The 13,820-nt window shown below is 67.8% G+C and carries 13 protein-coding genes; 5 read left to right on the forward strand and 8 right to left on the reverse strand.

Annotated features, from left to right (window positions below; translation table 11 throughout):
• The 3 genes from NFX52_RS15745 to NFX52_RS15755 all read right to left on the reverse strand — a co-directional run.
• The coding region (locus NFX52_RS15745) for an MFS transporter (RefSeq protein WP_252635723.1) at window positions 1-437 on the reverse strand (437 nt) is incomplete at its 3' end.
• Window positions 438-611: 174 nt separating this feature from the next.
• Complete coding sequence (dtd, locus tag NFX52_RS15750; RefSeq protein WP_055396374.1) at window positions 612-1,079, reverse strand: D-aminoacyl-tRNA deacylase; 468 nt, start codon at window positions 1,077-1,079, stop codon at window positions 612-614.
• The gene (locus NFX52_RS15755; RefSeq protein WP_156358654.1) at window positions 1,076-1,978 is read right to left on the reverse strand and encodes a cation diffusion facilitator family transporter; all 903 of its coding nucleotides are present in this window, start codon (window positions 1,976-1,978) and stop codon (window positions 1,076-1,078) included. Before NFX52_RS15755 ends, dtd begins: the two co-directional genes overlap by 4 nt.
• Before the next feature lie 194 nt (window positions 1,979-2,172).
• Here NFX52_RS15755 and NFX52_RS15760 point away from each other — a divergent pair, with 194 nt between their 5' ends.
• From NFX52_RS15760 to NFX52_RS15775, 4 genes are all read left to right on the forward strand, one after another.
• Window positions 2,173-3,720, forward strand: a complete 1,548-nt coding sequence (locus tag NFX52_RS15760) for a sensor histidine kinase (RefSeq protein WP_055396372.1) — start codon at window positions 2,173-2,175, stop codon at window positions 3,718-3,720.
• On the forward strand, window positions 3,710-4,342 hold the full coding sequence (locus NFX52_RS15765) for a response regulator transcription factor (protein ID WP_055396370.1): 633 nt from the start codon (window positions 3,710-3,712) through the stop codon (window positions 4,340-4,342). Before NFX52_RS15760 ends, NFX52_RS15765 begins: the two co-directional genes overlap by 11 nt.
• 139 nt (window positions 4,343-4,481) lie before the next feature.
• Window positions 4,482-4,976 (forward strand): GlcG/HbpS family heme-binding protein, encoded by a 495-nt coding sequence (locus tag NFX52_RS15770; protein ID WP_156358653.1) that lies wholly within the window; start codon window positions 4,482-4,484, stop codon window positions 4,974-4,976.
• A gap of 41 nt (window positions 4,977-5,017) precedes the next feature.
• On the forward strand, window positions 5,018-5,707 hold the full coding sequence (locus NFX52_RS15775) for an ankyrin repeat domain-containing protein (protein WP_055396368.1): 690 nt from the start codon (window positions 5,018-5,020) through the stop codon (window positions 5,705-5,707).
• Between the two features lie 54 nt (window positions 5,708-5,761).
• On the opposite strand, the gene NFX52_RS15780 is transcribed toward NFX52_RS15775, so the two are convergent.
• From NFX52_RS15780 to NFX52_RS15800, 5 genes are all read right to left on the reverse strand, one after another.
• The gene (locus NFX52_RS15780; RefSeq protein WP_055396366.1) at window positions 5,762-6,580 is read right to left on the reverse strand and encodes an amidohydrolase family protein; all 819 of its coding nucleotides are present in this window, start codon (window positions 6,578-6,580) and stop codon (window positions 5,762-5,764) included.
• Between the two features lie 3 nt (window positions 6,581-6,583).
• Window positions 6,584-7,594 carry a tripartite tricarboxylate transporter substrate binding protein gene (locus tag NFX52_RS15785; RefSeq protein ID WP_055396364.1) on the reverse strand — a complete coding sequence of 337 codons (1,011 nt, stop codon included), beginning with the start codon at window positions 7,592-7,594 and terminating at the stop codon, window positions 6,584-6,586.
• 119 nt (window positions 7,595-7,713) lie between these two features.
• Window positions 7,714-8,457: a GntR family transcriptional regulator gene (locus NFX52_RS15790; protein ID WP_055396362.1), complete on the reverse strand. Its 744-nt coding sequence runs from the start codon at window positions 8,455-8,457 to the stop codon at window positions 7,714-7,716.
• A gap of 389 nt (window positions 8,458-8,846) precedes the next feature.
• Window positions 8,847-10,250 carry an ATP-dependent RNA helicase DbpA gene (gene dbpA / locus NFX52_RS15795; RefSeq protein ID WP_055396360.1) on the reverse strand — a complete coding sequence of 468 codons (1,404 nt, stop codon included), beginning with the start codon at window positions 10,248-10,250 and terminating at the stop codon, window positions 8,847-8,849.
• Window positions 10,251-10,283: 33 nt separating this feature from the next.
• A complete protein-coding gene (locus NFX52_RS15800) occupies window positions 10,284-11,564 on the reverse strand; it encodes an MgtC/SapB family protein (RefSeq protein ID WP_207401909.1) in 1,281 nt (426 codons plus the stop codon).
• A 164-nt stretch (window positions 11,565-11,728) separates the two neighbouring features.
• Here NFX52_RS15800 and NFX52_RS15805 point away from each other — a divergent pair, with 164 nt between their 5' ends.
• Complete coding sequence (locus NFX52_RS15805) at window positions 11,729-13,801, forward strand: putative bifunctional diguanylate cyclase/phosphodiesterase (RefSeq protein ID WP_207401908.1); 2,073 nt, start codon at window positions 11,729-11,731, stop codon at window positions 13,799-13,801.
• Window positions 13,802-13,820: the final 19 nt, after the last annotated feature.

A 13,820-nucleotide genomic window follows, 5' to 3' on the forward strand; every position in this document is an offset into this window, starting at 1 on the left:
AAGAAGGCGAAGCGCTGCGCAGGAAAGTGGCGCGAAACGAAGACGGTACAAGCCAGGAAGGCGGGAGAGCAGCCCACACCGATCAGCAGCTGGCCCACCATCAGCCAGCCATAGCCGGGCGCGAGGGCTGATACCGCGGCCCCCAGCCCCGCCAACGGGAAAGCCACCAGCACCGTGCGGCGCAGGCCGTACAGGTCCATGCCGATGCCCATGAGGAGCTGGGTCACGCCAAACGACAGGCCAAACAGGCCGGCAAACGCGCCCAGCGAGTCCGGCGAAATGCCAAAGTCCGCCTGCAGCCCTGCGGCGATGATGCTCGTCACGGTGCGGTAAGCCTGACTCAGCGCAAAGGCCGACAACAGGCACAGGTACATCACCCAAAGGGCGCGGCGTGGCGAGGGCGGATCAGGCAGGACAGCGGGGGCGGCTTGGGTCACGGGTGAAGCAGGGCTGGCAGTGGGCGCGCGGCGGGTATACGGCGGAGTGCGCACCGCATCACAAGAACAGAAGAACGGAACGCACGTGCCCGAGCCTACAGAATTTGCCACCCGCGCGTCGTCGCCGTGCGGACAACCCCACGGCCAGCTGCGGGCCGAGGCCAGCCCACGCGTTCAGCCAGCCGCCGCTGTCGCCAGCGAAGGCGCCATCCGCAGCGGGATGGTCACCGGGCCGTCATTGATGAGGTGCACCTGCATATCGGCGGCAAACTGGCCCGTGGCCACCTTGGGGTGCACCTTGCGCGCCTGGGCAACCACATAGTCGTACAGCCGCCGCCCCTCATCGGGTGCAGCCGCTTGGGTGAAGCTGGGGCGGTTGCCGCCGGTGGTGTCTGCCGCCAGCGTGAACTGGCTGACCAGCAGCAGGCCGCCACCGGTGTCCTGCACGCTCTGGTTCATCTTGCCTGCGGCGTCCGAAAAAATGCGCAGCTTGAGGATCTTGGCCAGCAGCTTGTCGGCCTCCATCTCCGTGTCACCGCGTTCGGCACACACCAGCACCAGCAGGCCTGCGCCGATGGCTCCCACGGTCTGCCCGTTCACCTCCACGCGCGCTTCGCGCACACGCTGCAATACGCTGATCACTTCACGGCATCCTTCAAATCGTCACGGGGGTCGTCGAAATGCGCTTCCACATCGGTGGGCAGCAGCTCGATGGTGGCGCGCAGGCCGGGTACGGCGGTCATCAGCGCGCGCTCGACCTGGCCGCGCAGTTCGGCGGCGTGCCGCAGGGTCCAGTCGGCGGGCATGTGCAGGTGCATGTCCACAAACTGGCGCTGGCCCGCACGGCGGGTGGAGACATGGTCAAACCGCACGGCACCGGGCGCCTGCGATAGCACAAACTGCTGCAACGTGGCGTCGATGGTGGCCTGCACCTCGGGCTCTACCGCTGAATCCATGAGGCCCTGGGAGGATCGCCACACCAGCTCCACGCCCTCTTTCAGGATATTCAGCGCCACGGCAATCGCCGCCAGCGCATCCAGCCACAGCCAGCCCGTGAGGGCCGCGCCCGCAATGCCCACCAGCACACCGGCCGAGGTCCACACGTCGGTGACGAGATGACGCGCATCGGCCTCCAGCGCGATGGAGCGGTACTCGCGGGCCGAGCGGAACATGAGCCACGCGAGAAAGCCATTGAGCGCCGAACTGAGCACCGACAGGCCCAGGCCCCAGCCCAGCTGTTCGATGGGCTGCGGGTCCATCAGCCGGTGCCCGGCCGCCCACAGGATGCCCGCCGACACCCCCACGATGAGGATGCCTTCGAACCCTGACGAAAAATACTCAGCCTTGTGGTGGCCATAGGGGTGGTCGTCATCCGCAGGCCGCGCCGCCACGGTCACCATGGCCAGCGCAAACATGGCGCTGGCCAGGTTGACAAACGACTCCATCGCATCCGACAGCAGGCCCACCGAGCCAGTGACCACCCAGGCCAGCGTCTTGAGCGCGATGGTGATCCCCGCCACCGCAATAGACGCCCACAGCAGGTTGCGGGGTGTGAGTCATTGGTGAGGCTTTGGAGCAGGGTTGGACATGGGTGGAGGTATTGGAGGAGCAGCGCTGAAGAACCGAGCCGGAATTACACCAGAGCGGCCTTAAGACCCGCTTTACGCCGTTTGCTCAGGCAGCGCTACCTTGGGCGAAGCGCGTCCCGCGCAAGCCCCCATGCCAGAATCCGCGCATGACCCCGGCATGGCGCCGCCGCCTTCCCTCGTACCGCACCCTGCATCTCCCCAGCCTGCTGCTCTGGGCCGTGGTCGCATGCGCGGGCGCCAGCTGGCTGGCCGTCGCGCGTTTGCAGCAGCTGCACGCAGCGTTCGAGACCGACGCGCGCATCGTGCACCGGCTACTGAGCCAGCGTGTGGTGCAGCACGATGCCATCATGGCCACGCTGGCGTTGCTGCAGCCCACCGCTGCAGCGAGCAACAGCACCGACGCCGCATCCCCCCTGCCCCGCCTGCCTTCGGTCTACCCGCAAATTCTGGCGGTGCTGCAGCGCACAGCGCAGAGTGATTGGCCCCCCGCACTGCAGGCAGAACTGGCGGCCGCTGAAGCCTCCTCACGCCGCACCGGCCATGCGGCCATGGCAGGGCTGAACCTGCCCGCAGGCCGCTATCACCTCGTGCTGGCAGGCACGCCCGCCAGCTACGCACTGCACATCGACCTGCGCAGCACCATTCCCATGGACGAGTGGCCCATGGACAGGTCCACCAGCCCCGTGCGTGTGACGCTGGAGCGCGATGGCGAGGCTTTCGTCGTACAGCCGGGCCGATCCGACGTGGGCGCCTGGAGCCGCACCTACGAGTTTCACAAGCTGTTGGCGGCACAAAGCCAGCCGCTGGACGTGGTGGCCCGCCGCAGCGTGGGCCTGCACGAGCTGCCGTGGTGGGGCATGCTGGGCTGGTGCGTGCTGACCGCTGCGCTGTGGGCTGCAGGCCGCGCACTGTGGCGCCAGCGCGTGGCCCGCCAGCGGGCCGAAGAGCTGCTGCGCCTGGGCCAGGTGGCACGCCTGAACACACTGGGCGAGCTGGCCGCCGGCATGGCGCACGAGCTGAACCAGCCACTGACGGCCCTGTTGTCGAGCACCCAGGCCGCCCAACGCCTGCTGGCCGATGAACCGCCCGACCTCGACACTGCCCAGATGGCCATGGCCCGTGCGGTGGAGCAGGCACGCCGCGCTTCCACTGTGGTGGGTCGCCTGCGCCGCCTGGTGGAGCGCCCCGACCTGGCAGGCCAGGCCCAGCCGCTGGCGCTGCCCATGGCCGTGCACGACGCGCTGCACCTGCTGGAGCCCGAGCTGGCCCAGCGGGGTGTGGTGCCCAGCGTGACCACCGCCCCCGACCTGCCCACCGTGCTGGCCGAGCCTGTGGCCCTGCAGCAGATCATCCACAACCTGCTGATGAATGCATTGCAGGCGCTGGAACAGGTGCCAGCCACCGAACGCCAGCTGCACATTGCCCTGGCGCGCACCGATACCGGGCACGTGGCCCTGTCGGTGCGCGACCACGGCCCGGGCATACCACCCGAGGCACGCCAGCGGCTGTTCGAGCCGTTCTACACCACACGCACGGGCGGGCTGGGACTGGGCCTGACACTGTGCGACAGCCTGGCGCAGGCCATGGGCGCGCAGCTGGCCCTGGCGCCTGAGGCCACTGCGCCAGCCCAAGACCTACGGGGCGCAGAGTTTGTGCTGACCCTGCCCACCGCACCGCCCGCCCATGACCGATAACGCGCAATCCCTCTCGCCCCTGATCCACCTGGTGGACGACGATGCCGCCGTGCGCGACAGCCTCTCCCTGCTCATCAGCACCGTGGGCCTGCGCGTACAGGCCTGGGCCGACCCGCAGTCCTTCATGGCGGGGTTTGACCGCGCCAGCATCGGCGCCATCGTGCTCGATGTGCGCATGCCCGGCATCAGCGGCCTCACGGTGCTGGAGCAGCTGCTCGCGCAGGGCGTGGACCAGCCCATGATCCTGCTGACCGGCCACGGCACGGTGGAGATGTGCCGCCGCGCGTTCAAGGCCGGGGCGGCGGAGTTTCTGGAAAAACCGGTGGACGACGAAGTGCTGATCGAAGCCCTGCAGAACGCCGTGCGCCAGCATGTGCGATCCCGCGAGCGCCACCAGGCCGACCAGCAGGCGCGCGAGCGCTTCGCGCAACTGTCGGCCCGCGAGCGCGAGGTGCTGGGCTTGATCGTGGAGGGCCTGACCAACAAGGAGATCGGGCGCGCGCTGGCACTGTCGCCCCGCACGGTGGAAACGCACCGCGCCAACCTGTTTGGCAAGCTGGGGGCGGAGTCGCTGGCGCAGCTGATACGGCGGTATGCGGCGCTGGTGGATGCGGCATCCTGAGCTGCTTTGCCAAGGCCTTCCGTAGTTTTACGGAGGCCCGCGCGTAGCCGCCCGAATGGCTGAAAACCGCAGCGTTCTCTACAGTTCTCCCACGGCGCCACAACGGGTGGTGCCGACGTCAAAAACACCGGAGAACACCATGCAAAACCGCCTCGCCACCATCGCCGCCCTCACCCTGTCCCTGGTCGCCACAGCGGCCAGCGCCGAAGGCGTACGCACCGAAAAGAACATCTCGCTGGACCTGGCCACGCAGATCGCCGCGCAAACCGTCGCCACCTGCAGCGCCAACGGCTACAACGTGACCGCCACCGTGGTGGACCGCGCAGGCACCGTGCGCGCCGTGCACCGCGCCGACAACGCAGGCCCCCACACGCTGGAAGCCAGCCGCCTGAAGGCCTACACCTCGGCATCGGCCAAGAACACCACGCTGGCCATGATGGAAGGCGCGCAGAAAAACCCTGCTGCTGCCAACCTGGTGAACATCCCTGGCTACCTGCTGCTGGGCGGCGGCGTGCCGGTGAAGGTGGGTAACGAAGTCATCGGCGCCGTGGGCGTGGGCGGCGCACCAGGCGGCCACCTGGACGAGCAATGCGCCGTGGCCGGCATCGCCAAGGTGCAGGATCTGCTGAAGTAACCCCCCGCCCACACCTGCAACGCACGCCATCGGAGACACCCGTGAAGCACTGGAACCTTGTATTCACACTGGCCGCTGCACTGGCCTGTGCCACCACGGCCCAGGCCCAGGTGCCTCCCACGGCGGCCGAAACAGCGGCCTACCAGGGCCTGCATGCCGCTGCGGCGTGGGGCGACATGCCGACGTTGAACAAGCTGATTGCCGCAAAGGGTGACCTGAACGCCCGCGACGCTTACGGTCGCACACCGCTGCATGTGGCCACCTACGCGCGGCAGGCCGAAGCGATCCGCGCCCTTGCCAAAGCGGGCGCTGGCCTGGATCTGCTGGAAAACGACCGTTACGACGCCGTGACCATTGCCGCCGTGGCCGACGACGAGGCCACGCTGCGCGTGCTGCTGCAACTGGGCGCCAGCGCCAAACAGGTGACCAGCCGCTACGAAGGCACGGCGCTCATCGCCGCTGCCCACCTGGGGCACGACGGCGTGGTGCGCCAGCTGATCGCCGCTGGCGCGCCGCTGGACCATGTGAACAACCTGCACTGGACGGCGCTCATCGAGTCCATCGTGCTGGGCAACGGCGGCCCGCGCCACCAAGCCACCCTGCAAGCCCTGTTGCGGGCGGGTGCGAGCCAAACGCTGACCGACCGGCAGGGCAACACGCCGCTCCAACTTGCACGGCAGCGCGGCTTCAGCGAAATGGTGCGGATGCTGGAAACGGCAGGCGCCAGGTAAAGAGACGGCGGGTGCGGGAAGCACCCATGCCAATGCCCCCATACGCACTTCGCTTCAGCGGTACAGCTCGGCGCCCGCCATGCGCACCTTGTCGGCGCGCGCCGAGCCCAGGGCATCCACCACCGGCTCCCACACACTCGCGTAAGCGGGCATGGCGTGCGGAGCAAACGCCGTATGGGGCCAGTCCGAACCCCACACCAGCCGCTCACCCATCAGCCCTGCCACGCGGCGGATCGCGCCGTGCAGTTCGGCGTAGGGGGCCACGGCCTGCAGGCGGTACCAGCCCGACAGCTTGACCCATGCCCCCAGGTCGGCCAGCCTTGCCAGCGCCTGCCAGGCCGCATCGTCCTGCGCCAAGGCGGCGTGCATCCCCGCCAGATGGTCCAGCACACAGGGCAGCCCCGTTTGCGCATGCAGCTGGGCAATCTGCGCCAGTTGGGCGGGTGCCGCATACCACTGCACATGCCAGCCCAGCGCCTTCAGGCGGGGCGCCAGCGCCTGCATGGCCTGTGCCCCGTTGCCCACGGGGGACACCAGATTGAAACGCACGCCGCGCACGCCCAGTGCGTGCATGGTGTGCAGTTCGCTGTCGGCAATGTCGGTATCCACCACCACCACCGCGCGGTGCCGACCCGGTTCGCGCGCCAGGGCGTCGAGCACCAGCCGGTTGTCGGTGCCATACACACTGGGCTGCACCAACACGAGGTGGCCCACGCCCAGCTTCGCGGCTTCTGCCTCAATGCGTTCGAGAGGCTGGTGCGCAGGCTGGTAGTGCCCGGCCTGGACCGGGGCTGCGGCATCAAACACATGGACGTGCGTGTCCCATCCCTCCAGGGCTTCCCGCAACGGTGTGGATGTGGCCAGCGCACCCATGGGTCAGCCCACCACGATCTTGCGCTCACGGATGACCTTGCCCCACTGCACTTGCTGGGCCTGGATGAACTTGCCCGCACTGGCCTGGGTGGCATCGGGAAAGGCATCGCCGCCCAGCGCGCGGATGCGGCCCAGCACCTCAGGGTCTGCCAGCGCCTTGCGGATGGCGTTGACCAGCTGCGTGCGCACCTCGGGCGCAATGCCCGCCGGAGCCAGCACGGGGTTCCACTCCAGCACTTCGTAATCGGCGACACCGGCCTGCGCCATGGTGGGCACATCGGGCAGCGAACGGGCGCGCACGGCGCTGGTCACTGCCAGCGGCCGCAGCTTGCCCGCCTGGATGTGGCCCAGGGACGAGGCCACATTGGCAAAAAACAGCGGCACCTGGCCGCCCATCACGTCGTTCATGGCAGGGCCGCCCCCACGGTAGGGAATGTGGGACAGCCGCACGCCCGTGCGCTCTTCAAACAACGCCCCCGCCAGATGCTGGGCCGAACCATTGCCGGACGACGCATAGGCCACGTCCTCGGGCTTGGCCTTGGCGCGTGCGATGACTTCCTTGACGGAATTGACACCGAAGCCCGGGTGGCACACCAGCACGTTCGGAAAGGTCGCCAACACGGCCAGTGGCACAAAGGCCGTGTTGCTGTCGTAGGGCAGCTTGGGGTAGAGCGATGGATTGACGGCGAACGACGATGCATCGAGCAGCAGTGTGGTGCCATCCGGCGTGGCGCGGGCCACGGCCGATGCGGCCAGCTGGCCGCTGGCGCCGGGCTTGTTGTCCACCACCACGCCTTGCCCCAGCGCCTCGGCCATGCGGGGCGCGATGATGCGGGCCATCAGGTCGGCACCGCCGCCTGCCGGGTAAGAGACAACCAGGGTCACGGTGCGTCCGCCGCCCACGCCCGCGGCGCGGGTGTGCACCCAGGGGGCGGCCAAGGTGGCGCCCACAGCAGCCAGCGCCGCGCGGCGCGATAGACCAGGGGGGTTCAGAGGATCGGACAGATGGGGCATACAGGTCTCCTTGGTTGAGTTTTCAGGCGTTCAGGGGGACACGCAGGAAGCTGGCGCCCCAAGTCCAGCAGGGGGTGTGAACTGGCTTGGCAGGCCACGGACACCCCCGCGGTTGTCGTTCATGTAATGGTCACGGTGTAGTGAAAGGCATGGGCATCGCCGCGCGTGGTGCGCCATTCGACGCAGCGCCCGCCCAGGTCGTAGGCGGCCCGTTGCACCACCACGCCCGGATGGCCTGCGGCCAGCCCCAGGGGGATGGCCTGAGCGGCCGTCAGCACGGCAAAACCAATGTCGTCCACGGCACGGTGCACATGCACGCCGCAGCGCCGCGCGAACATGGGGTACAGCAGATCGTCCCATTCGGCGGTGCTGCCTTCAGCCAGGGGAGCAAACACATCCAGCGGCAACCACAGCTCTTCCAGCAGACAGGGCTGGTCGGCCAGCAGGCGCAAACGCTGCAGCCGCAGCACCATCTCGCCCGTGGCCAAGCCCAGCCTGCGGGCCACGGCGGCCGGGGCCGCCACGCGCTGGCGTGACAGGATGCGCGAGCGTGGCATTTCGCCACTGCCACTGTCAAACCTAAAAAAGCGCAGCATCGACGCACCGGCAATCCCCTGGCGCACAAAGGTGCCCCGGCCGTGTATGCGTTCCACCAGGCCTTGCGCCACCAGGAGTTCCAGCGCTCGGCGCATGGTGCCCAGCGCCACCTGGTGCTCGGTGGCCAGCAGGCTTTCTGCCGGCAGGGCCGAGCCGGGTGGCCACTCCCCTGCCACCACGCGGGCACGCAGGGCGGCGGCCAGGGCGGCGTAGCGGCTCAGGCCCGGGGCACTGTCAAAGGCAACAACTTTGTGGGATGTGGTCATGCCAAGAACTATAGTCCTCTATAGGTCTTGATGCAATGCGTAGATGTCACAGGCGGCGTGAAAAAACAGCTGCGGAAATGATCCGCCGCCGGGCAGAACCTGGTCGCTATCAAACAGATAGCAACAAATGACACCCATCAAGCGCTGGCGGCATTTTTCACCCAAACTTTCACCTGCCACCAGCGCAGCCAGCCTCCGCGCAGCGGCGCTGGCCCCACGTGAGCGCCTCAGAGGCTGAGAGTTTTTTAGCCGCGCCCGAAAAGCGCGCGAAAACGCCTCGGATCTATGCGCAAAGCACAGCCATAGCTCGGGCTATGGCGAGCATTTGCAACGACGAGCCGGGGCGTTTTCGCGTGCAAGGCGGGCATGGATAAAAGACTCTCAGCCTCTCAGTCCGTGACGAGCCGCGCCTTCACGGTCTTGCCCTTCACGCGGCCCTGGTTCAGGCGCTGCGCGGCCTGCGCGCCAATGGCGCGGTCCACCGCCACGTAGGTCGAGAAGTCGTTCACATTGATCTTGCCGATCTGCTCGCGGGTGTAGCCCATCTCGCCCGTGAGCGCGCCCAGTACGTCGCCCGCACGGATCTTTTCCTTGCGGCCACCGATGATCTGGATGGTGACCATGGGCGGCACCAGCGGGCCGCTGCCCGTGGGCGTGAGGTCCGCCACCGGGAACCAGCGCGACTCGCGGCCCTGCAGTTGCTCGATCTTGCCCACGGAGCCCATCTCGTCCAGGCTGGCCAGGTTCAGCGCCAGGCCGTCGGCATCGCCCCGGCCGGTGCGGCCAATGCGGTGGATGTGCACCTCGGGGTCGGGCGTCACATCCACGTTGATCACGGCGGCCAGGTTGGCAATGTCGAGGCCCCGCGCGGCCACGTCGGTGGCCACCAGCACCGAGCAACTGCGGTTGGCAAACTGCACCAGCACCTGATCACGCTCACGTTGTTCCAGCTCGCCAAACAGCGCCAGCGCGCTGAAGCCCTGGGCCTGCAGCACCCCCACCAGGTCGCGGCACTGCTGCTTGGTGTTGCAAAAGGCGATGGACGATTCTGGGCGGAAGTGGTTGAGCAGCTGCGACACCGTGTGCAGGCGCTCGCTGTTTTTCACCTCGTACCAGCGCTGCTCGATCTTGCCTTCGGCATGCTGGGCCTGCACCGTGATCTGCTCGGGCGACTTCATGAACTGGGCGCTGAGCTTGGCGATGCCCTCGGGGTACGTGGCCGAAAACAGCAGCGTCTGGCGCTCCTTGGGGCACTGCTTGGCCACCACGACGATGTCGTCGAAGAAGCCCATGTCGAGCATGCGGTCGGCCTCATCGAGCACCAGGGTGTTGAGCGCTTCCAGCGACAGGTGCTGGCGCTCCAGGTGGTCCATCACGCGGCCGGGCGTGCCCACCACGATGTGCGCGCCATGCTCCAGGCTCAGTGTCTGGGCGCGCAGCGGCACGCCGCCACACAGGGTCACGACCTTGATGTTTTCTTCGGCCCGCGCCAGGCGGCGGATCTCGGTGGTCACCTGGTCGGCCAGCTCGCGCGTGGGGCACAGCACCAGCGCCTGCACCGCAAAACGGCGGGGGTTGAGGTTGGCCAGCAGGGCCAGGGCAAACGCGGCGGTCTTGCCGCTGCCGGTGCTGGCCTGGGCGATCAGGTCCTTACCCAGCAGCGCGGGCGGCAGGCTGGCCGCCTGGATGGGGGTCATGGTGGTATAGCCCAGCTGCTGCAGGTTGGCCAGCGTGGCGGGGCTCAGGGCCAGCGTGCTGAAATCAGTGCGGGCTTGGTTTTCTTTGGAGGTCATGGGCCGATTATCCGGCCCCGCCTTCACCAGCCGCTATGCCTGCAGGGCCAACACCCCCACAAAAGCCAGGGTGTGCGCCAGCACGCCCGGTGCCACAGCCAGCGCGTAGCGCCAGCCACCACTGGCCAGGGCCACCGCGCACTTGCTGCCTGCATGCACCAGCAGCGCGGCCATCAGGGCCTGCGCGATGGCGGGTGCGGCCGCGCTGTGCGGGCCGCCGCGCACCAGCACGGCCGCCGTGGCGGCATGCACGTCGGCCAGGGCCGCCAGCAGTGCGCCCGCCAGCATGCCCGCGTCGCCTTGCCACGCCGTGAGCCCCTGCACACCGGCCTGAATGCCAGTGAGCAGAGCTGCAATCAGCAAGGCATCGCGCAGCTTGAACATGGGGGTGTCAGGGGGTACAGCAACCGCCACCTCCGCACCGGCGTCCGTAGCCTTCGCAGACAGGTGCGCCGCGCCGCGCCCGCCCCACCATCCCACGGCGGCCGCCACACACGCGCCCACCAGCGCGGGCAGCCACAGCCGCGCCAGCCACTGCGGCTGCACGGTGGCGGCCACCACCACGATCTGGGCCATGGTGGCCACACACGACAGCACCGCTGCGCCTGCGTTGGTGCGCGCCGTGGCGCGGCCCGCTCGCACCTCCATACCCAGGCTGCCGATGGTGGCGGTGCTCGACACAAACCCGGAGGCCAGCGCCGACAGCGCCACGGCATGGCGCGCCTGCATCAGTCGCTTGGCCAGGTGCGCGAGCGACTGGATCACCAGCAGCACGATGACCAGGCGCACCACCACCTGCGGGTTCAGCACGCCTTGCCACAGGGGGGTGTTGGGGGCCAGTGGATACACCAGCAAAGCCAAGGCGGCCAGAATGAGCCCGCTGCGCACCTCGCCGGGCTGCAGCCACTGGTTGGAAAACTGGTGCAACACGTCCCGCAACGCCAGCAGCCCCGTCACCACCACCGCCAGGGCGGCGGCCAGCAACTGGTCGCGCGCGCAGGTCACCCCGATCAGATAGGCCAGAAACAAGGCGATCTCGGTGGTGACGCCAGGGTCGCCAGAGCGGTCGCGCGCATAGGCCACCACCGTGAGGGCCGCTACCAACACGGCCCCCACCACCACCAGCACAGGAACCGCCGTGAGCGCAGCTGCCGCGCCCCCCAGGGAAGCCAGGGTGAACGACCGCACCCCGGCCAGCGCCCGGTCGGGCCCCGCCCCTTTGCGACGCTCGCGCTCAATACCCATCAGCAAACCGCACCCCGCTGCGCTCGCCAGCACGGCCAGCGCTGAGGAAAAACCTCCGAACTCCTGCATGGAACTCCCGCACCTTTCCTGTCTTTTGTTCTTGTGGCAATGCCCCATGGTGACAGAAAGACCCACCGCAACCCACCCACCCGCGCAGCAAACTTGCATGGGGAGTTGCCCCAAGCCTTGCTGTCAGGTCTATCGGCTATAACAAAACCCATCAGCGCCTGCCCATGCAAGACCTTACCAACGCAGCCCCCACCCCTGGCCCCCGTGGCTCCAGCGATGCTTTGCTGCGGCTGATTGCAGACTCCGTGCCCGCGCTGATGGCCTACTACAACCTGCCCGGCCTGTGCTGCCAGTTCGCCAACCAAGGCTATGCCGCCTACAACGGCCACACGACCGAATCCATCCTGGGCCTTACGGTGCAGGAGGCCATCGGCGACAAGGCCTGGCTGGCCATCCAGCCGCATGTGGAACGGTCCGCATGCGGCGAACATGTGAAGTACACACGTGAGCAGACCTTGCCCAATGGCGAGGCCCGCATGATCGAGGTCAACCTGATCCCGCACTTTGACGCCAGCGCGCAGCAGCTGGGCTCGTTCGTTCTGATCACCGACATCACTGAGCGCTGGCGCGCGGAGCGCCAGGTGCGCCAGAGCGAAGAGCGCATGCGCAAGTTCACCGAGGCCACGGACGAGGCCATCGTGTTCCACCGCGACGGCATCATCACCGACGGCAATGAGGCACTCACCCGCCTGACGGGTTATGCGCTGCAGGAGGTGGTGGGGTTTTCCATCTTCCACTTCATCAGTCCGGAATGGAGGGCCGTGGCGCTGGACTACACGCGCACCGGGCGCGAAGACCCCTACGAAGTGACCATCCGCCACAAGGACGGCCACGCCATTCCCGTGGAGGTGGTGGGAAAGACCATGCCACTGCACCATGCCGACTACCGCATCGTGGTGGTGCGTGACATCACGGCCCGCAAGCAGGCCCAGGAACGCGAGGCCTTCATTGCGCTGCACGACACGCTTACGCAGTTGCCCAACCGCCACTTCCTGATGGAGCAGCTGTCGCAGGTGCTGTCGCTGGCCCGCAGGCGCCACGGCCGTGCGGCCGTGCTTTTTGTGAACCTTGACCATTTCAAGACGGTGAACGACTCGCTGGGCCACCATGCAGGCGACCAGCTGCTGTGCAACGTGGCCGAACGCCTGCGCCAGGGCGTGCGCGACGCTGACGTGGTGGCGCGGCTGGGCGGCGATGAGTTTGTGGTGGTGCTGACCGATGTGCAGGGCCCTGACGATGCCGCCCGGGTGGCCGACAAGCTGCTGGCGTCCATGCACGGCGTTTTCACCCTGGGCCAGGTGCCGCTGACGGTGTCCCCCTCCATCGGTATCAGCCTGTTCCCCCAACACGCCACCACCGGCGATGCACTGCTGCGCTGCGCCGATGCAGCCATGCACCACGCCAAGGAAAGTGGCCGCGGCAACCGCCAGTTCTACACCCCGAGCATGGAAGCCAGCGCCATCGACGTGCTGCAGCACGAGCGCCTTCTGCGCGAGGCCATTGTGGACAACGCCTTTGTGCTGCACTACCAGCCCCAGATCAGCCTGGAAGACGGCTCCCTGCAGGGGCTGGAGGCTCTGGTACGCTGGCGCCACCCGCAGCGCGGCCTGGTGGGGCCCGACGAGTTCATCACCTTTTCGGAATCGCGCGGCCTCATCACCCCCATCGGCCGCTGGGTGATGCGCGAGGCCTGCCGCCAGCTCAAGGAATGGCAGGACGAGGGCCTGGCCCTGGTGCCCGTGGCGGTGAACCTGTCGGCCCTCGAATTTCGCCAGCGCGATGTCGCTGGCGAAATCGCTGCGGCGCTGCGCGATACCGGCCTGGCGCCGCAGTACCTGGGGATTGAGCTGACCGAATCCGTGCTCATGCACCAGACCGGCCAGGTGCTGGACACCCTCAATGCCCTCAAAGCGCTGGGCGTGGGCATCTCGATCGACGACTTTGGCACAGGGTATTCGTCGCTGGCCTACCTCAAGCGCTACCCCATCGACAGCCTCAAGATCGACCGGTCTTTTGTGGTGGACACGCCCGGCAACCCCGACGACGTGGCCATCGTCACGGCCGTCATTCAGATGGCCCGCAGCCTGCAGCTCAAAACCGTGGCCGAAGGGGTGGAAACCCCGGCGCAGGTGCAATTGCTCAAGGGCCTGGGGTGTGACCTGATCCAGGGGCATGTGGTGTCGGTGCCGCTGGATGCCGTGGCGCTCCAGCGCTGGATGCGCGATTTGCCGGTGTAAGAACCTGTTTCCGATCCCT

Source organism: Acidovorax facilis (assembly GCF_023913775.1).
In the GTDB taxonomy this organism is placed as follows: domain Bacteria; phylum Pseudomonadota; class Gammaproteobacteria; order Burkholderiales; family Burkholderiaceae_C; genus Acidovorax; species Acidovorax facilis.

What these genes read in the sequence shown, in the direction of transcription:
- NFX52_RS15785 (WP_055396364.1), bottom strand. Translation starts at nt 7,594, where the DNA reads ATGCCCCATCTGTCCGATCCTCTGAACCCCCCTGGTCTATCGCGCCGC.
- NFX52_RS15805 (WP_207401908.1), top strand. Translation starts at nt 11,729, where the DNA reads ATGCAAGACCTTACCAACGCAGCCCCCACCCCTGGCCCCCGTGGCTCC.
- NFX52_RS15770 (WP_156358653.1), top strand. Translation starts at nt 4,482, where the DNA reads ATGCAAAACCGCCTCGCCACCATCGCCGCCCTCACCCTGTCCCTGGTC.
- NFX52_RS15780 (WP_055396366.1), bottom strand. Translation starts at nt 6,580, where the DNA reads ATGGGTGCGCTGGCCACATCCACACCGTTGCGGGAAGCCCTGGAGGGA.
- NFX52_RS15800 (WP_207401909.1), bottom strand. Translation starts at nt 11,564, where the DNA reads ATGCAGGAGTTCGGAGGTTTTTCCTCAGCGCTGGCCGTGCTGGCGAGC.
- NFX52_RS15790 (WP_055396362.1), bottom strand. Translation starts at nt 8,457, where the DNA reads ATGACCACATCCCACAAAGTTGTTGCCTTTGACAGTGCCCCGGGCCTG.
- NFX52_RS15760 (WP_055396372.1), top strand. Translation starts at nt 2,173, where the DNA reads ATGACCCCGGCATGGCGCCGCCGCCTTCCCTCGTACCGCACCCTGCAT.
- dbpA (WP_055396360.1), bottom strand. Translation starts at nt 10,250, where the DNA reads ATGACCTCCAAAGAAAACCAAGCCCGCACTGATTTCAGCACGCTGGCC.
- NFX52_RS15765 (WP_055396370.1), top strand. Translation starts at nt 3,710, where the DNA reads ATGACCGATAACGCGCAATCCCTCTCGCCCCTGATCCACCTGGTGGAC.